At 47.6% G+C, this 18,123-nt stretch carries 13 protein-coding genes, 1 pseudogene and 1 riboswitch; of the genes and pseudogenes, 12 read left to right on the top strand and 2 right to left on the bottom strand.

The genetic code is table 11. The features are described 5' to 3' along the window. The first annotated feature begins 257 nt into the window (after window positions 1-257). The 9 genes and pseudogenes from DEH07_00525 to abc-f all read left to right on the top strand — a co-directional run bounded on the left by DEH07_00525 (window position 258) and on the right by abc-f (window position 10,390). A complete protein-coding gene (locus tag DEH07_00525; GenBank protein ID HBY03044.1) occupies window positions 258-1,388 on the top strand; it encodes a hypothetical protein in 1,131 nt (376 codons plus the stop codon). 69 nt (window positions 1,389-1,457) lie between these two features. After that, window positions 1,458-1,733 carry a hypothetical protein gene (locus DEH07_00520; GenBank protein ID HBY03043.1) on the top strand — a complete coding sequence of 92 codons (276 nt, stop codon included), beginning with the start codon at window positions 1,458-1,460 and terminating at the stop codon, window positions 1,731-1,733. Beyond that, window positions 1,720-2,112: a VapC toxin family PIN domain ribonuclease gene (locus DEH07_00515; protein ID HBY03042.1), complete on the top strand. Its 393-nt coding sequence runs from the start codon at window positions 1,720-1,722 to the stop codon at window positions 2,110-2,112. Before DEH07_00520 ends, DEH07_00515 begins: the two co-directional genes overlap by 14 nt. A 29-nt stretch (window positions 2,113-2,141) precedes the next feature. After that, entirely contained in the window at window positions 2,142-4,799 is a 2,658-nt protein-coding gene (locus DEH07_00510) for an ATP-dependent helicase (protein HBY03041.1), read from the top strand. Between the two features lie 17 nt (window positions 4,800-4,816). Further along, a pseudogene (locus DEH07_00505) lies at window positions 4,817-5,548 on the top strand (hypothetical protein). Window positions 5,549-5,677: 129 nt separating this feature from the next. After that, window positions 5,678-6,049, top strand: a complete 372-nt coding sequence (locus DEH07_00500) for a hypothetical protein (GenBank protein ID HBY03040.1) — start codon at window positions 5,678-5,680, stop codon at window positions 6,047-6,049. Window positions 6,050-6,448: 399 nt separating this feature from the next. Continuing rightward, window positions 6,449-6,549: riboswitch (TPP riboswitch) on the top strand. 82 nt (window positions 6,550-6,631) lie between these two features. Next, window positions 6,632-8,209, top strand: a complete 1,578-nt coding sequence (locus DEH07_00495; protein ID HBY03039.1) for an AIR synthase — start codon at window positions 6,632-6,634, stop codon at window positions 8,207-8,209. Window positions 8,210-8,267: 58 nt separating this feature from the next. Then, window positions 8,268-8,489: a hypothetical protein gene (locus DEH07_00490; protein HBY03038.1), complete on the top strand. Its 222-nt coding sequence runs from the start codon at window positions 8,268-8,270 to the stop codon at window positions 8,487-8,489. 422 nt (window positions 8,490-8,911) lie between these two features. Then, window positions 8,912-10,390: an ABC-F type ribosomal protection protein gene (abc-f, locus tag DEH07_00485; protein ID HBY03037.1), complete on the top strand. Its 1,479-nt coding sequence runs from the start codon at window positions 8,912-8,914 to the stop codon at window positions 10,388-10,390. Window positions 10,391-10,661: 271 nt separating this feature from the next. Here abc-f and fba read toward each other — a convergent pair whose 3' ends face one another. Next, on the bottom strand, window positions 10,662-11,588 hold the full coding sequence (fba, locus tag DEH07_00480; protein HBY03036.1) for a fructose-1,6-bisphosphate aldolase, class II: 927 nt from the start codon (window positions 11,586-11,588) through the stop codon (window positions 10,662-10,664). A 278-nt stretch (window positions 11,589-11,866) separates the two neighbouring features. Between fba and DEH07_00475 the strand changes: the two genes are divergently transcribed. The 3 genes from DEH07_00475 (at window position 11,867) to DEH07_00465 (ending at window position 17,293) form a co-directional block, all read left to right on the top strand. Beyond that, window positions 11,867-13,855 (top strand): class 3 fructose-bisphosphatase, encoded by a 1,989-nt coding sequence (locus DEH07_00475; protein HBY03035.1) that lies wholly within the window; start codon window positions 11,867-11,869, stop codon window positions 13,853-13,855. Window positions 13,856-13,982: 127 nt separating this feature from the next. Continuing rightward, window positions 13,983-16,424: a hypothetical protein gene (locus tag DEH07_00470; protein HBY03034.1), complete on the top strand. Its 2,442-nt coding sequence runs from the start codon at window positions 13,983-13,985 to the stop codon at window positions 16,422-16,424. Continuing rightward, window positions 16,424-17,293 carry a hypothetical protein gene (locus DEH07_00465; protein HBY03033.1) on the top strand — a complete coding sequence of 290 codons (870 nt, stop codon included), beginning with the start codon at window positions 16,424-16,426 and terminating at the stop codon, window positions 17,291-17,293. Before DEH07_00470 ends, DEH07_00465 begins: the two co-directional genes overlap by 1 nt. Window positions 17,294-17,675: 382 nt before the next feature. On the opposite strand, the gene DEH07_00460 is transcribed toward DEH07_00465, so the two are convergent. Next, window positions 17,676-18,116, bottom strand: coding sequence for a hypothetical protein (locus DEH07_00460; protein HBY03032.1), 441 nt, complete (start codon window positions 18,114-18,116; stop codon window positions 17,676-17,678). Between the last annotated feature and the right edge of the window lie 7 nt (window positions 18,117-18,123).

The raw sequence follows: 18,123 nt of genomic DNA, 5'->3' as shown, positions 1-18,123 counted from the left end.
TTTTGTTACGGATCCTTAATACGCATCCGGACGTAGAAAGAATGATACGACACGTAAAAAAAGAAATTTAAGCTGCTGACGGCGGATTCAATTCCCCCACCTTACTTTCAGCTATGAGGGCGGATGTGAAAACATTTTCCTTAATTTTGCACACCCCTGATGAAAATGCATATCTCCGCCATTGAAATCTATGAAAGATTGCCATGGGGGTGTGCTTCATGTATCATTTTAACTAGTTTATTAAAAGGAAAGTGAAAATGGCAATCAATAGAAAATATGGTATTAACCCACGCTTAATCAGTCTGATTACCGGAAAGGATCTGTCCGAAATTCCAGACAGCCCGACTGCTTCCAAGCTGCCTGGTCATTATGGAAGAATTGTCGCCAAGGAAATGGACAATTTTCCAAGGGAATTTCCTGAAAATGTCCATAGTCTAATCTGTACCAGTTGTAATTATAAAGGCAATTATGACCTGGGTATGGTAGCAATAGATCATGAAAAGCTCAAGAATTTAAGGCAAAATAAATCTATGGACGGAGAAATCGCATCCCCGAGCATAATGGATTGTATCCAGGCCACCGGGTATTTTCGCTACCGCCAGTGTAATGCGGCGGGTTGCTGGAAGCTTTCCGGCAAGACTGAAATAGATTTTTACTTCGGCAGTTTCGCTGCCGCTATATTTTACAATAAAGATGCAGGCAAACAATCGTTTACTTACGGAGTTCTTAGCCTGGTTGACGGTAGCCGGCATCGCTGGGCGACAGATGTAGAGGAATATTATTTGAATAAACTGGCCGGGCAGCCTGCGGACTCTTTTACCTGGAACCGTCTGGCAAATTCTTACCTGAAGGGTGGGCGGCACGATCTGGCAGCTGTGGCCTTCGAACAGTCCTTGAAAATCGATCCTGCTCAGGTAGAATCTCTTTATTCTCTTGGCAGGATACTTCATGAGGCGGGTGAAGACGAGGCGGCTGTAGAATACCTGCATCAGGCGCTGATTAATGCTGGACGGTATGAGCGGATGAAAGCGGAAGATATGCGCGACATGTTAACGAGCGCAATGGAGTGTCTGCTTGAAATATATGAGGATTTTGAAATATTCTTTTCTGATCTGCCGAAGGCGCAGGATATGCTGTTGCCCGGCGAGACTCCGGGCAGTTCATATGCATTTAAGTCCATGGATCTTACTATATGCCCCGATGACTACAAAAGTCTCTATCCGTTGGCCGAAATGTATATAGGAAAACATCGTGACAAGTTGGCTGACGGAACGTTTTACAAGAGTATATCTAAAATGGACAAAAACCCCCTCTTTCCAGAGGAGGTAAGAGAGAAAAGATCTGGTAAGAAGAAGAAGAAGAAGAAGAAGAAGAAGAAGAAGAAGTAACCTCTTGCAAAAGAATAAAATGATGTATATACTAATTATAATGACGGTATATACATTTGAGGTAATAAAATGAAGACTAAATTGACTCCCATCAGATTTCCTGCCGAGCTCTTAGCCGAAATTGACAAGTATATAGAGGATGGCAATAGAAGTAAGTTTATTATTGACGCTGCCCGAAAAGAACTCTACAGGCTAAAACAAAGGAAAGCCATCCACAATGCGGCGGGCATTTTTGATGAGAAGGCTTATCCTGAACTAAAAACATCTGAAGACGCTGCAGACTGGGTAAGAAAAATAAGGGAAGAATCAGAGATCAGGAGGAAAGCTCTCTTTGGTGAGAGATAACGGTTTTCTTTTAGATACAACGATCCTGATAGATTTATTTCGAGGCCGCCAAGATGCCATAGTTCTTCTGGACAAGTTGTCACATGAAGGCTCTTTTTTTATTTGCGCCATAGTAGTAACAGAAATATTTTCAGGTGTCCGTCCTGAAGAACTATCCCGGGTCGAGGAGTTTCTTGAAGCGATGGGTTACGTTCAAATAGATTACAAGACTGCAAAAATGGCGGCGGGCCTGTACAAGCGGGATTTTCAGAGAAAAGGAATAAACCTCAGCATTTCAGACACACTTATTGCCACGGCCGCGGTCGAGAATTCTCTTATCCTGGTTACTAAAAACGTAAGGCATTTTCCGATGGAAGAGTTAAAAGTCATTGAACATTAAGAAGTTATCATGTTTGAAAGGATGAAAAAATAATCAACAAAGAACTCATTGTGATAATCCAGGCGCAGGGTTCGTTTGAACTTGACTGGCAGATAACTGCAGAACAACCGGCCGGAAGTCACCTGGCTTTCCAGGAAGAAGTATATAGACGTTTTTGGGAAAATGCCGGCGAGGCACTGATCTTCCTTGGCTTCGCAGATAAAAGAGCGGGTATGTCTGAATCACTTCATTATCTCAGACAGATAGCGGCTGCCTTTGTCAAGAAGCTGGCCCAGAATCCGGAAATAGAAGCGCTGCGTGAAAAAATCGTTGTTGAAATTGCCGGGGAAGAAATACAGCAGTTCTTGCAGAATGCGCCTTTTTTAAACGGCGCCGAATACCTGGATCAAACCTGGCTTGAAGATCTCTGGAAAAAGCTGCATCAGGCCTTTAGTACGTTGATTCAGGCTTACCAGGGCAGTGTCGGAGATTTTTTTGCCGCTTACAATCCTGATATTCATCTCGCCGGACGTGTTTACTTTCATCTGGTGGAGAGTAAAAAGGAGGAATATCCGTTTGCTTTTTTGGCAACTTATTCTGCGGCCGTCTCTAATGAGGGAAAATCAAAGCACCTGCCCCTGAAAAATGCCATTGCCGAATATGGCGAAAATAGCGGGAAGCTTTTAGAACTGCTTGCGACCGTGCACAAAGCCTCGGAAAGAAGCGCTTTTATTTCCGAACTGGTTGAATCGGGAGAAATATTTCATCCCCTAGGCCTGACAGCCGCTGAAGCCTATTCTTTTCTCAAGGAAATCCCGCTTTACGAGGAAGCAGGCATTTTATGCCGCATGCCCAATTGGTGGAGAAATAAAGCAACTTCCTTAAAAATGTCAGTTACTGTCGGCGATAAAACGCCTTCCCGTTTAAACCTGGAGGCGCTCGTGGATTTCAATGCGGAATTGTTTCTGGGCGGAGAATTAATTAGTGTCAGCGAATTGAAGAAGCTGCTTGCGGAAACAGACGGACTTGTTTTAATCAAAGGAAAATGGGTGGAGGTCAATCATGAGCGCCTGAAGGAAACGCTCAAGGCCTATGAACAAGCCCAAAAACTGATGGGCAAGACAGATATCAGTATGATTGAAGCCCTCCGCTTTCAATTGAATGCCCAAAAAATATTGAAGATTCCCGAAGAAGCCTGTGAACTTGAAGTTACGAATGGAGAATGGCTTAAAGCGGTTGTCAGCAAGCTGACTTATCCTGATACTATTGAAACTGTTACCTATGGCGCCGGTTTTCAGACCGTTTTGCGTACTTATCAGGAAAAGGGCTTAAACTGGCTTCATTTTATGAAAACTCTGGGGCTTGGCGCCTGCCTTGCCGACGACATGGGTCTGGGAAAAACCGTTCAGGTTATTGCCCTGCTGAATTATCTGCGAGCCAGGACGCAGGAAAAAGCTTTACTGGTTGTGCCTGCTTCACTTATCGGCAACTGGATCAGTGAAATTGCCAGGTTTGCGCCCGGCTTGAAATATTACGTGATTCACCCATCGGAAAATAAAATTCCGGAGAAGCAGGACAGCGCCTGTCTCGAAGAATATGACCTTTGCCTGACGACCTATGGTATGCTTTTGAAATACGATTGGCTGAAAAATGTAACCTGGGATTCCTTGATTTTGGATGAAGCCCAGGCGATTAAGAATCCGGACACGAAGCAGACAAAGGCTGTCAAACAATTAAAAGCCTCCTATAGAATTGCCATGACGGGTACACCGATCGAAAATCGTCTTGCTGATTTATGGTCATTGTTTGACTTTTTGAATAAAGGGCTTTTAGGAAGCGCCAGGGAATTCACCGATTTCACAAAGAAACTCACGGAAACTCCCGAGGGCTATGCCAGATTGAAGCGGGTTGTCAGCCCATTTATTCTGAGACGCTTGAAGACAGACAAACATGTTATTTCTGATTTACCTGAGAAAATTGAGATGAAAACCTATGCGACTCTTACTAAAAAGCAGGTAGTACTTTATAATAAGCTTGTCAATGAGCTTAAAATAAAGCTTGAATCTGCCGGGGATGGAATAGAACGCAAAGGACTCGTCCTTTCTTCGCTGATGAAATTCAAACAAATATGCAATCATCCGGATCAATTTCTCGGTCAGAATTACTATGCCGAGGAGGAAAGCGGGAAATATGCCAGGCTGAGGGAAATTTGTGAAACCATTGCCGGGAAGCGGGAAAGAGTCCTGATCTTTACCCAGTTTAAAGAGATTACCGGGCCGCTGAAGGACTTTCTGGAGACAGTATTTCAGTGCCAGGGACTTGTCCTGCACGGCGCCACAGTAGTGAATAAAAGAAAAGAGCTTGTGGCCGAATTCCAGGGCAGGAAATATGTGCCTTTTATGGTGCTCTCGCTTAAAGCAGGTGGTGTTGGGCTTAACCTGACGTCTGCCAACCATGTTATTCATTTTGACAGGTGGTGGAATCCGGCGGTGGAGAATCAGGCAACAGACAGGGCCTTCCGGATAGGACAGCTGAAAAATGTTATTGTACATAAATTTATAACGAAAGGTACAATTGAAGAAAAAATTGATCTGATGATTGAGGATAAAACTAAACTGCTGCAGGAAATCATGCCTGATGTTCAGGAAAACTGGCTTACCGAAATGGATAACAAGCAGCTCCTGGATTTATTCAGGCTTTCCAACTAAGGTTGCGAGGATTAAATATGTCATATTACGATTACGACGGTTTCCCGGAATATGTTCCTGTCGCGGAAAAACGCAGGCGAGCCCGGGAAAGCATGGAAAAATTAAGGAAGAAAAATCCGGATATTTCTCCGGTGATTATTTCGGGCAGCAAGCTGGCCAGAACCTGGTGGGGAAAATCCTGGAATGCCAATCTGGAGCGCTATTCGGATTATGCCAACCGGATAGGCAGGGGCCGCAGTTATGTCCGTCACGGAGCAGTTCTGGATCTTAAAATAACTGAAGGCAAGATCAATGCTCTCGTCAAAGGGAGCGCCGCCAAGCCATATCAGGTGAATATCAGCATTCAGCCCTTGGCCCGGGATATTTGGGAAGCATTGACCAACGATTGTGCCGGGAAAATCGATTCCTTGCAGGAACTGCTTGAGGGTAAATTCCCCAAAGCGCTTTCCGAATTATTTACAGCCATGGGTAAAGGCTTGTTTCCTGCTCCGCAAGAGATTTCTTTAAAATGCAGTTGCCCCGACTGGGCTGTAATGTGCAAACATGTGGCTGCGGTTCTGTATGGGATGGGAGCGCGGCTGGACGATGATCCCAGCTTGTTTTTCGTTCTGCGCAAAGTAGATATTAATGATCTTATTTCCGAAACGATCAGTAAGAAAGCCCGGACCCTGCTGGAAAAATCAAAAGCCAAAAGCCGCAGGGTTATCGAAGATACCGATATTTCAGATATGTTCGGGATTGAGATGGAAACGGGAACGGCCGGCAAAGCTAAAGAATCTGCCAGGAAAAAGAAACCGGGAGAATCCAAGGCGAAAAAGGCCTCCGGTAAGAGATTGAAACTCTCAGATAAGGACAGGCTTCTGATCGCGCCGTGTGGAATGAATTGTCATATTTGTACAGCTTACCTCAGGGAGAAAAACAAATGCCCCGGTTGCCGGGGAAGCAATTTGAAAAAGCCCGTTACCCGGGTTAAATGTAAAATTAAAACCTGTGAAGCCTTTGCCGGTAATAAAGCAGCTTTTTGTTCGGAATGTCTTGAATTTCCCTGTGTAAATTTGAAAAAATTAGATAAAAGGTATCGCACTAAATACAATATGAGTATGATTGAGAATCTGGAAAATATTAAAAAGCTGGGGATAGAAAATTTTATTAGAAATGAAGCAACAAGATGGCTTTGTCCTGTATGCGGAGGTACTATCTGTGTTCATAAAGGGTATTGTTATAACTGTAAGACCAGCAAACAGGAATAATTAGGAAGTTTCTAAGAATTTCCGCTGCATTAAAAAACATCAAACTTATAAGTTGTTGTAGTCCTTAATTTTATCTAAATCTCTGCCACATTTTTTACACTTAGGGGTATACAAAGAAAAGTCTGTTTGACAATCTGGACATTTCCAAATCCTGGCTTGTTCTTTAAGCCACTGATCGACTCCAATAGTTTTGATAGTCGTTAGGTTCTTTGGGATTATTTTTAAATGCGGCAAGTTGTGTTTATTCGAGAAATCCTGCAATAATTCCTTTGAAGAATAATGTCGAACAGTGTCAGTGAAAGTATAAATCATAAAACTAGAGGCCTTGACGCAGAGATCTTTACACTCTTTCGTGATTGTGCTAAACTAGGTTAAGGTTAGGCCTCAACTACATAACGCAGATCCCACTAGGGGCGCCTCCGGGCTGAGAGGCAGTTAAATGCCGACCCTAAGGACCTGATCTGGATCATGCCAGCGTAGGGAAGTGGAAAAATCGGACTTAAAACGCACTTCCATGGGGGTGTGTTTTTGGATCAGTATCCGTTGAGGCAGGAGAATGGTGAAAGTGAAGGGAGCACCGGTATGATCGGCAAAGTAAACGATGATTTTTTTAGAAGAACTGTTCTGCCTAACACAGGAGCGGCATCATCGCAAGTGGTGGTCGGGCCGGGCATGGGAATAGACGCAGCCGTTCTCAAGATCGGGGATGAATACCTGGCAATCGCAGAAGATCCGATTTTTCCAGGGCCGACCACATCCCCTGAAGAACTCGGTTGGCTGACCGTACATATTGGCGCCAGCGACGTGGCGGTTATGGGAATCAGACCGCAGTTCATGACCTATTCCCTGCTGCTGCCGCCCGGAACTCAGGAAGATTACGTTGCTGAATTAGTCAAGAGTATCAGTGAACATGCCCGTGATTTGGGGATGGCGATCGTGGGTGGTCATACCGGTTACTATGACGCTGTGACGATACCGACCATCGGGGGCATTACCGTCTGGGGTCTGGGTCGCGAATTCGTGACACCGGCAGGCGCCCAGGTAGGAGATGCGGTGTTGATTACCAAAGGAGCGGCTATTGAGGCAGCCGGGCTCCTGGCCTGTGAACTGGGACCGAAGCTGATGGCCGCAGGCATTGCTCTTGAGTTGGTAGACCGGGCGCGCAAACGGCTGCGAGAAATGTCCGTGGTGTCAGATGCCAGTATAGCCATCTCTGTTGGCGGTGTCCATGCCATGCACGACGCCACTGAGGGCGGGCTTGCCCGGGGCTTGTGGGAACTTGCCGAAGCTTCGCACGTCGGTTTGAGAATTGAACGCTTCAAGGTTCCGGCGCCGGAAGATATCCGGGTAGTCTGCGGCTGCTTTGGCCTCAACCCCTATGAGGTGATCAGCGAGGGTACGTTGGTCTTGACCTGCGCCTTTGAAAAGACCGGAGATCTATTGCAGGCCTTCAAAGAAGCCGGGCTGGATGCCGCTGTGATCGGCCGGGTGCTGCCGGCGGCAGAAGGGCGTTATTGGGTTGAAGCCGATGACCGAATAGAGGAACTTTTGCCTCCGCCGGTCGATCGTTTCTGGGAGGTCTTCTTTAATGCCCTGACGCTTAATGATGACACCCGGACTGCCAGAGAGAGAACGTTATGCCAGGAACTGGATCGGGCTGTCGGAGAGTTAAAGCAGGCCGGTATCGTTCGGCTGATCCCGGAGATTGGCGCCAATCTGGCCTTTGCCTTGCCGGAAGCTAAGGAACTTGATGATATTGCCGCTATTCCCGGACGACTCCTGCAAATGAAGGGCAGGGTGGCAACGCTGGGGGATGCGGAAATGGGATGCTCAAGACACATGGGCGGCGCCCTCCTCTTGGTGAAGGAGTTTTTCCCTGCTGCCCGCTGCATTATCAATCTGCATTACCATCCTTCAGTCCGTCAGGCTTGCACAGCACTGGGTTTTAATATCACCAGTATGCCGGAGCCACCTGACTATCGTCAAACTGACGCAGACTTCGGCACTGACCTGCGCCGGACATTGAAAACCTGTACGGTATTACCGGATGTAATTGAAATACCTGATCGTATTAACCTGGAGCGGCTGATCTTGGTTCTAGGGGAAAACCTCACCGATCTTGTATCCAAGGTCAAGGCCTTGGGAGTATATCTTTCATAAAACTCGAATCCACTTGACCCGGTTTTAGAGGTACTGATCCGCCGAGGCAGGCTTAGCGTTGCCGATGTTCTTGTTTCGGAGCACGATCCATAAGATAATAACACTTGCCAGCGCCGCAAATAAACACCATACAGATATAAGATACTCCTTGAAGAAGATGCAAGTAACGGAATACGATAGCACTATAACGATTCCTAACAGATACATCCTTCTTATACTTGATCTACAATATACCACAAATGTTTCCAGTTCCCTTCAAATAGATTTTTTTTGGACATGAAGGCAGCGGTTACCTGGCCGATGATTATCCTGAAAAGGATGATAAGGAGGAAGGCACAGGGGTTTTTATGAGAATTTCAAAAAAGTCAACGAAACTCCCCCCGCCGGGATGGACGGCTGGAATTTGCCTTTAAGGATGGCGCCAGTTTGTAGGTTTATGGTATAATACATCGTACTGTTTAAGATTGGAGTTGGAAGGATGCGCTAATTTTCCCGCTGTTGATATATGGCACAATGGGACAGGTGAATCGGCATTGCATAATGCTTGATTTATTGTGTCTGCGCAGGAAAGTTGATGCATCTGAAAACTCATGGGTTAACGTTTATTGCCGCTAACACGGTGCTTGATGTTGCGCTGTTATGAGATGGAGGAATCAGCTTTCCTGCATCTCATATTTTTTTCAGCGCAGGAGGAAATGCACAATGTCACTCATAACTTTCACCAACCTTACATTCAGCTATGAAGGCGGATGTGAAAACATTTTCGAAAATGTCAGTTTTCAGATCGATACTGACTGGAAGCTTGGTTTTACCGGAAGAAACGGCCGTGGAAAGACCACTTTTCTGAATCTGCTGATGAGGAGATTCGATTATAGCGGCAGTATATCATCGAGTGTGTCCTTTGAATATTTTCCATACGAAGTGAAGGATGAGCTGATGGATACGGCCGAAGTCATTAATACAATTATCAGCGGCTGTCAGGATTGGCAGCTGATCAGGGAACTGAATTTGCTGGAAGTATCGGACGACGTGCTTTATCGTCCGTTTTATACGCTTTCTAACGGCGAGCAGACCAAGGTACTTCTTGCTGTTTTGTTCCTGAAGGAAAATAGATTTTTGCTTATAGATGAACCTACCAATCATCTGGATATGAACGGCCAAAGAATCGTTAGCGAATACTTGCGCAGCAAGTGTGGATTCATACTGGTTTCTCACGACCGGGCATTTCTGGACAACTGCATAGATCATATTCTATCGATCAATCGGACCAATATCGAGATTCAAAAAGGAAATTTCTCTTCATGGTGGCACAATAAGCAGCTCCGGGACAATCTGGAAATTGCCAGGAATGACGCCTTAAAAAGGGACATTAAAAGGCTTGAAACTTCTGCCAGGCGCGTTTCTGACTGGTCTGACCGGGTAGAAAGATCCAAAAAAGGCGAACGTCTTTTCGGAATCAAGCCCGATAAGGGTTACATTGGGCATAAATCCGCCAAAATGATGAAGCGCTCCAAGGTAATTGAAAGCAGGGTTCAGACTGCCATCGAAGAAAAATCAGCGCTGCTGAAAAATATAGAAACAGCCTCATCCTTAAAGATCCATCCTTTGAGATATCATACCGGTAGAATGGTATACCTGGGGGATATCAGCATCATCTTCGGAGAACGTAAAATATGCGAAGGGATCAGTTTCAGTATTCAATCAGGGGACAGAATTGCTTTGTGTGGGAAAAACGGTTCCGGCAAATCAAGCATTGCCAAGCTTATCCTGGGTGAACCCATTCCATATCAAGGCATAATAAGAAAAGGGAGCAGATTGAAGATCTCTTATGTCAGTCAAGACGCTTCGGGTCTGGTGGGTAACCTCACTGATTACGCCAGAGAATCAGGTATTGATGAAACTCTGTTTAAAACCATACTTCGCAAGCTCGATTTTTCAAGAGGCATGTTCGACATGGACATCAGTGATTTCAGCGATGGACAGAAGAAAAAGGTCATAATTGTCCGAAGTCTATGCGAATCAGCCCATCTGTACATTTGGGATGAGCCGCTCAACTACATTGACGTCATATCCAGAATGCAAATCGAAGATCTGCTCGGATACTATAAGCCGACTCTTCTATTTATTGAACATGACCGTGCTTTTTGTGATAGCATTGCAACAAAAACAATATTACTGTAACAGCGAGGCTAAGCATTATGAGCACAAAATGTTCGCTTGTGCATGCAACTTATAAACTCCCCGGTTATATACGCTCGTTGGTGCAGGATTATTCCTGCTTCTCATACTAACTGAAAGCGGTCGCCGTAAGCATAAAAACCAGGAAGGAAGTAAGGGACAGGAAATATTTCATTAAGACGAAGATTTTTTCCTCGTTTAATCTAGGAAGCATGAGAACTGTCCCCATGCTTCCCCCTTGCTTCTTAGAGCATTGTTTCCAGGTGATTATTGCTTAGAGCTGGTTGCTGCAGTTTAAGACGTTCCTGATCTTGTGCTTGACCATGTTTATAATGGCCTCCCTGGCTGGCCTGAGATACTGACGGGGATCAAAATCAGCAGGGTTTAAAGCAAAATGCTCCCGGATGGAAGCCGTCATGGCCAGGCGGAGATCGGTATCAATATTTATTTTGCATACTCCCATAGTTCCGGCCTTTCTGAGCATCTCTTCGGGAACGCCCTGGGCTCCCTTAATCTCTCCCCCGTATTGATTGCATTTGACCACAAATTCCGGCAGCACGGTGGAGGCGCCATGCAAAACCAGGGGATAGCCGGGAAGCAGAGCGGCGATTTTTTCCAGGCGGGCGAAATCAAGCTTGGCTTCCCCCTTGAACTTATAGGCTCCGTGACTGGTGCCAATCGCGACGGCAAGGGAATCGCAGCCAGTTTTCCGGACAAATTCAATGGCTTGGTCAGGATCAGTGTAGCTGGAATCCTTGGCGCTGACATTCACATCATCCTCGACACCGGCCAGCCGTCCTAACTCGGCTTCTACCGTTACACCATTGGCATGCGCATACTCGACAACTTTTTTAGTCAGGGCAATATTTTCTGCAAAAGGCAGCTTTGAACCATCGATCATCACCGAGGTAAAACCGCCGTCAACACAGGACTTGCAAATCTCGAAATCCTCCCCGTGATCCAGGTGCAGACAAATTGACAAACCGCTGTCCTCTACGGCAGCCTCTACCAGTTTCATCAAGTAAATATGTTTGGCGTATTTCCTGGCTCCGGCCGAAACCTGCAAAATCAAAGGGGCTTGTTCTTCCTTGGCCGCATCAACAATTCCCTGGATGATTTCCATGTTGTTGACATTAAACGCTCCGACGGCACATTTCCCATAGACTTTTTTAAACATTTCAGTTGAAGTTACCAGCGGCATTCTTTTTCCTCCTTTTTTGTGTACATATATTATGGAACTGTGTACATATATTATGGAACTCTTCTGTACTGCTCCAAGATAATCCTCCAAGATTTCATACTTTGTTAATTATGAAAAATATTCTTTAGCTGTTAATCCTTAAAGGAAGTTGAAGATTTTAAGAGAATAGTTATTTATAAGACTATACCTTACCGAATACCCGGGCGAAATATGGCAATGGCCTTTCGTCTTTTAGTGTTGTCTACTTTTTTATTTTATGTCCTACTCCGGGACATTATATGGAGGGTTGTACTTTGGATAATTTTACTACAAAAGAGCTGATTGAGCATCAGGATTATCTTGAGCTCCTGTCTAAAAAATTCCCCACTATATCACAGGCGGCGTCCGAGGTCATCAACCTCAAATCCATTTTGAATCTCCCCAAAGGCACCGAGCACTTCCTTACCGATCTTCATGGAGAATACGAAGCATTTGACCATGTAATGAGAAACGCATCGGGCGTTGTAAAAAGAAAAATCAATGATGTGCTGGGAAAGACACTTTCTAAAAACGATATCAATGAGCTTGCGTCACTTATCTATTACCCTGAAGATAAACTTCACCTGGTTAAAGAGAGGGAGATTAACCTTTCCGACTGGTATGAGGTCACCATTTACAGGCTGATCCAGGTGTGCAGGGACGCTTCGTCAAAGTATACCCGTTCCAAGGTCAGAAAAGCGCTTCCTCCGGAATTTGCCTACATCATTCAGGAGCTGCTTCATGAGGATGAGTACCGGTTCAACAAAAAAGAATACTACAATAAAATCATTGATACTATTGTCGGGCTGGATATGGCGGACGACTTTATTATCAATATCTCCGCCGTGATCCAGAGACTCACCATCGATCATCTGCACATAGTCGGTGATGTTTACGACAGGGGACCAGGGCCTCATTTCATCATGGATACACTGATGAAACATCATTCCATGGATATTCAGTGGGGAAACCACGACGTTCTCTGGATGGGCGCAGCTACGGGCAACCGTTCCTGTATTGCCAACGTAGTCCGTATCTGCCTGAGATACGCCAACATGGATATCCTGGAAGAAGGCTATGGGATTAATCTGTTTCCCCTGGCTACATTTGCAATGGATGCTTATAAGGATGATGAATGCATCCAATTTAAACCAAAAATGAGCTCCAGTGATACCGTGCCGGATTCGAGTTTTGATCTTCTTGCCAAAATGCATAAGGCGATCTCTATGATCCAGTTCAAACTCGAGCATGAACTTATTTTAAACCACCCCGAATATGAAATGAACAACCGATTACTTTTAGATAAAATCAATTATGAGGAAAACACCATCAACGTTGACGGCGTAGTATACAAACTGAATGACCAGAGCTTCCCGACCGTCGACCCCAACGAGCCCTGGAAGCTGACCGAAGAAGAAAAATCAGTAATCAACAAGCTCCGTTATACGTTTATGAAAAGTGAAAAGCTCCAGGAGCATATCCGGTTTATGTACGCCAAAGGCAGCATGTACCTGAAATACAACTCCAACCTGTTGTTCCATGCATCCATTCCCATGAATCCTGACGGGACCTTTAAGAAAATAAGACTCAATGGTGTGGAATCTTCAGGCAAGTATCTGCTGGATAATTTGGAGCTGTGGTCCCGGGAAGCCTATTTCGGCAGAGAAAACAAGGAAAGTTCTACAGATATTCTTTGGTATTTATGGTGTCACCATGATTCCCCGCTGTTCGGCAAGGACAAGATGGCAACTTTTGAAAGGTATTTCATTGATGACAAAACTCCGCACAAGGAACACTATACCCCTTATTATACCTTGGTCGATGATGAAAAGGTTGCCAGGATGATTCTTGCCGAGTTTGGGCTTGATCCGGACGATGGACATATCGTTAATGGACATGTGCCTGTGAAGGCTAAAAAAGGGGAGAGTCCAATAAAAGCCAACAACAAACTGCTGGTTATTGACGGTGGATTTGCGAGAGCCTATCAAAGAGAAACGGGGATAGCCGGTTATACTTTGATCTATAATTCCTACGGTCTGATGCTGGCAAAGCATGAACCTTTCGAATCCAGAGAAAAATCGGTAAATGAAGGAACGGATATGCACTCTGAATTAAGCACTGTTGAGAAGGTTGTTGACCGGAAGAAGATAGCTGATACCGATAATGGCCAGGATTTGAAAAAACAAATCTATTATCTTGAGATGCTCTTAAGCGCTTTCCGTACAGGTGTGATCAAAGAAAAATTATAACCATGATAACCATTTATTACCATGTTATACACAAGCCATACTTTACCAATCCTTTTACATTTATCTAAGTTAGTTAGAAAAGGCCGGCTGACCGGTGTCAGGCGGCGTACCGGAGGAGGGTACAGGTATGCTTTGCCCGAAATGTGGAAATCAGCTCCCGGAAGCGGCCGAGTTCTGTCCTGGGTGTAAGTCTCCCGTGAGACAGGGAAACAACGCGCAGGAGCCGGGGCAGCCGCCCGTCACCGCTGCGCCGGAGCTTTCTGCGCCGGAGCCCGCTCCGCAGCTCGAAAAGTCCCGGAAGAAGCTGGCGGTGGGCCTCGGGGTGGGGCTGACCGTAGTGTTAATCATCGCGGTGCTGGCAGTGTGTTTGGGGCCGAGGCTGTTCGTAAAAGGGGTGAGCGCCGTCATCTTACCCGGGGGCGGCGTGGTAGAGCTGGAGGACCTGAAGCTTGAGTTCGGCAGCGGCGATGTCGAGGAGCCGGTGAACGTCAGGCTTACGCGCCTGAAACCCGGCGGCGACAGCAGGCCGGATGGTCTTTTATCCACGTTCCTCTATGCTCTGGATATAGACAAACCCATCGACAAGCCCGTCACGGTGCGCATCAAGTTCCCCGCGAGCCGGCCGGAAAAGAATGTCATGATCGGTCTGGGGGCGGAGGTAAAAGGCGCTGACGGCGAGGACGTACGCGTCGTCTACCGCTACGTCGGGGCTAACATCGTGGACGGCTGGGCCGAGGCCGAGGTCGTGCCGTCGGACTATGCCAACGAGGCGCTGATTCAATTGAACCGGCCTTTGTTATCCATGGGTGTGGCGTATGCCCAGCCCAGCAACCTCAGGATGTACGTGATGTCATTCGATGGGAGCGCCTTTTTTGAAGATGGCGGCCACTTCATGTTCATCTTTCCGGCTAGTTCGAAGCCAATCAAGGAAGACGCCAGGCGCGTACTGACCGATTTCGAAGACGCCTACCGGGCGTATCTCGCAGGCGGATACATATACAGCAAGCGCACCAAGTGGCCGTTTGATGTGTACCTCAGAAGTATAAGCGAGGGGATATTCGCCGCGTACGAGGAGACCGGCTGGAGGAACATGGTGTTAGGCCGCCAGCCCGACAACGGCTTCATAAATATCAGCAAGGCGGCATTAAGCGAGGGCGACCATAATATCCTCAGGTCGTCAATCTTTCACGAGTGGTTCCACGCCGTGCAGTCCAACTATACGACGAAAGGCTCCCGCAGCGAGTGGTTCGACGAAGCCACGGCCACCTACCATGAAGGCCTGGTACTGGGTAAAATACCAGAACACGCCGAAGGAACCCGGGCGATGATATTCGACGGCATTTACTCGCCCGAAGACACAAGGAGAGCAGGTTACGCACGCGCTCTGGTGATCGATTTCCTGGCGGACAAGTTCGGCAGCGATGATTTCATTCTGAAGGCATATAAAAACTTCGACATGGGAATTGCACCGCGCGACGCTATTCTGTCCGCCACGGGCGATCCGGCTAAATGGGCGGGGGACTTTTACGAGTCCGTCGTGTTCGGGAAGTCCGCCGTATTCAGAGCCTACATACCAATAACGCTCCATAACAGCATATCAAGGGGATGGGATAAAACGGAAGGCGCGCCGTTGTACTTGAAGAACTCCTCGCAGGAAGAGATCGACAGGGCCTCCAAGACCGGCGAGACGATCGAGTTGGGCGAGGCGGCAGTCGACGTGCCGGCGCTGGGCGCAAGGGCTCTGGCCGTGAGAGTTAAACCAGAGCTAGCGGGCGTGCTGAACGACGGCATGACACTCCGGTTCACGTCCCCGGAAAGCGGCCTGGACATGCGGCTGTTTTCCATCGCCGTAAACAATCCTGCTAACGTGACGAGGATTACTGCCACCGTAACGCGGGCCGCCGGTTCCACAGTCGATGTCAGGAGCTTTAAGCAGGCCCTCGTTAACAAGACGCAGTACCTGCTGCTGGTCACAAATCCCAGCGGATCCGCGAAAACGGTTCCCGTCCTGGCGGATCTCGTGATGTTCCCGACGCTGGACGAACTGGTGGGCAAGTTTGACGGCATATTTCAGGTTACCGACGTTCACATCATAGACAAGCTGAAAGCCGATGCGGCCAAGCAGAGCGCTGGAGCGAAGCCCAGCGCGAAGACCAGCGGCAGCGACCAGGGCTGTGACCTGGATAACCTGGATCTGAGCAAGCTGAATGATGAAACGCTGAAGCAGGAGTTGGGGAAACCCGAAAAGACGCCGTTCGAGATCGTAAAGACGGGGCAGGATAAGGGCAGCATCGTTCTGAAGGGTACGGACGGCAAACCGGAAGAGATACCGTTCACCTATAAAAACGGCGAACTGATCGTCGACTACAATCATCCCGCCTTTGGCAAGAGCAGGGAGTTTTTTGGCAAAATAATGTCAATAAAGGGAGTGGCGAGAGCCGCATACGGCGCCAACGACACCGTAGAGATCGACTGGACGTTGCGGTGTTTCGAGACGGGGGCAGAGGGAGATTTCTACATCGATGCCAGGCTGACCGGCAGACATCCGCTCCCGGCGAATAACCCCTGATGTGCCCTGTCCTGCACCTGCGGCTTTTTGGAGCGCCTATCGACCTCCACGCATACAGCCTGTTTGCGGCGTTAGCAGCCGCCGCGGGCGCGGTGTCCGCGCTGGTCATTCTGCGGAGGGAGCGACTCGGCTACCTCCGTTCGCTTTTGCTGCTCGCGGCGATGGCAACGGGCTTTTTTCTGGGCGCGCGCCTTTGGAACTGGGCGGTGAATCCCGGCAACTACGCCGGAGGCCTGACGCCGTTTTCCTTCAGGCTGGCCGGATTTTCACTCTATGGAGGTATAGCGGGCGCGTTCGCAGCTCTTTTTGCGATGTCGTTTGTTTTCAGACGGGGCTTGTGGCCGCTTCTCGACACCTTCGTGCTGCCCACGGCGGCGGCCTTCGCGCTGGCGCGAGTAGGCTGCTTTCTCAACGGCTGCTGCGGCGGCAGGCTCACGCAAGGCTGGCTGGGCGTACGGTTCCCGCACGAATCCGTCGAACCCGTTCTGACCATCCAAACACTGCCCTTCTTCGGTAATGTGGACGTAGACCTGGACCTGCCGCAGTACCCCACGCAGCTTATGGAGCTGGTACTGGCGCTGCTTGGGCTGGCGCCGGCGCTCTGGCTGTATTTCCGCGGGAAGGTCCCTGCAGGCGTGCCGTTTCTTGTATACGGCATATGGTTCACGGCAATGCGCTGGGGCGTTCTTTATTTCAGGGCGCTGACGTATCCGGAATATGTGGTTCATATTATATATCCTCTTATATATGCTGTGCTTATTGTGTGCGGGATTGTACTGCTCATTCAAAAGCTCTGCCCATTCTACACCTCCACCATTTACAAGGCGAGTCAGGTCCAGAAGTTAAATAACAATAATCAATCTCAGTAATAATTCACAAACCCTGGAAACACTGGCTCATAAGCTTCCTCACCATATGATTCACAGACATTCACTGAAAAAAGAAAAGCAGGGAAAAAGAGTAAGTATTCAGTGAACCCGCTTTAACTCCATAACCTCGTTGCTTCCTGCCTTTTCCTGTTTGTTGTTTGACTTAAAAATTTAATTAATGGGACTGAACACGTAACTATTTTTATTGCATAATTAGAGCATGAACACTTTATCAGCATGCCTTCAAGAAAATCCAGTCTGGTCTTTAAGCGCCGCTTGTTCTTTTCCTGATTGCCCGATAGTCAGACAGAAGGATTTTGAACTCGAGCAAGCCAATCAAGAAAAACAAGAATTGACGGAGGAAAATGAGCGCCTAAGGGCATTAATCAATAAACGTAACAGCGCCATTTTTGGCCGTTCCTCCGAAAAGCAGCCGGCGCCCCAAACTGATCAACAAACAGGGGTTCCCGAAAGCGACGGTGATTGTGTCCCGGCTCAAGGCGGGAAGCGGGGCGCCAGGTTCGGCCATCAGGGTCACGGACGCAAAATCCCCGACCTTTCCGAAATCACAGTGATTCATGAGATCCCGGATGACGAAATGTATTGCCCCCACTGCGGTAAACTCCGGTCGCTCTCCGGCTTTGCGGAAGTCTCTTACGAGATCGATTATGAAATAAGATTCGTGCGCAAAAAGCATATTCGCAAGAAGGCTTTCAATACCTGCAATTGCCCCGGCCCGAGATCTGTCACTGCACCCAAGCAGCCGCAGGTCATACCCAAGGGAATGTTCTCCAACGCTTTGTCTCGCCCATATCCCGGTCATGAAATTC

This window comes from Desulfotomaculum sp. (genome assembly GCA_003513005.1).
In the GTDB taxonomy this organism is placed as follows: Bacteria; Bacillota; Desulfotomaculia; order Desulfotomaculales; family Nap2-2B; genus 46-80.
Note: the sequence above shows the minus strand (reverse complement) of the source record. Positions and strands in the feature narration are given on the sequence as shown.

Coding starts and splice junctions, on each gene's coding strand:
- abc-f (HBY03037.1), top strand. CDS start 8,912: ATGTCACTCATAACTTTCACCAACCTTACATTCAGCTATGAAGGCGGA.
- DEH07_00520 (HBY03043.1), top strand. CDS start 1,458: ATGAAGACTAAATTGACTCCCATCAGATTTCCTGCCGAGCTCTTAGCC.
- DEH07_00470 (HBY03034.1), top strand. CDS start 13,983: ATGCTTTGCCCGAAATGTGGAAATCAGCTCCCGGAAGCGGCCGAGTTC.
- DEH07_00495 (HBY03039.1), top strand. CDS start 6,632: ATGATCGGCAAAGTAAACGATGATTTTTTTAGAAGAACTGTTCTGCCT.
- DEH07_00500 (HBY03040.1), top strand. CDS start 5,678: ATGAATTGTCATATTTGTACAGCTTACCTCAGGGAGAAAAACAAATGC.
- DEH07_00525 (HBY03044.1), top strand. CDS start 258: ATGGCAATCAATAGAAAATATGGTATTAACCCACGCTTAATCAGTCTG.
- fba (HBY03036.1), bottom strand. CDS start 11,588: ATGCCGCTGGTAACTTCAACTGAAATGTTTAAAAAAGTCTATGGGAAA.
- DEH07_00465 (HBY03033.1), top strand. CDS start 16,424: ATGTGCCCTGTCCTGCACCTGCGGCTTTTTGGAGCGCCTATCGACCTC.
- DEH07_00460 (HBY03032.1), bottom strand. CDS start 18,116: ATGACCGGGATATGGGCGAGACAAAGCGTTGGAGAACATTCCCTTGGG.
- DEH07_00475 (HBY03035.1), top strand. CDS start 11,867: ATGGAGGGTTGTACTTTGGATAATTTTACTACAAAAGAGCTGATTGAG.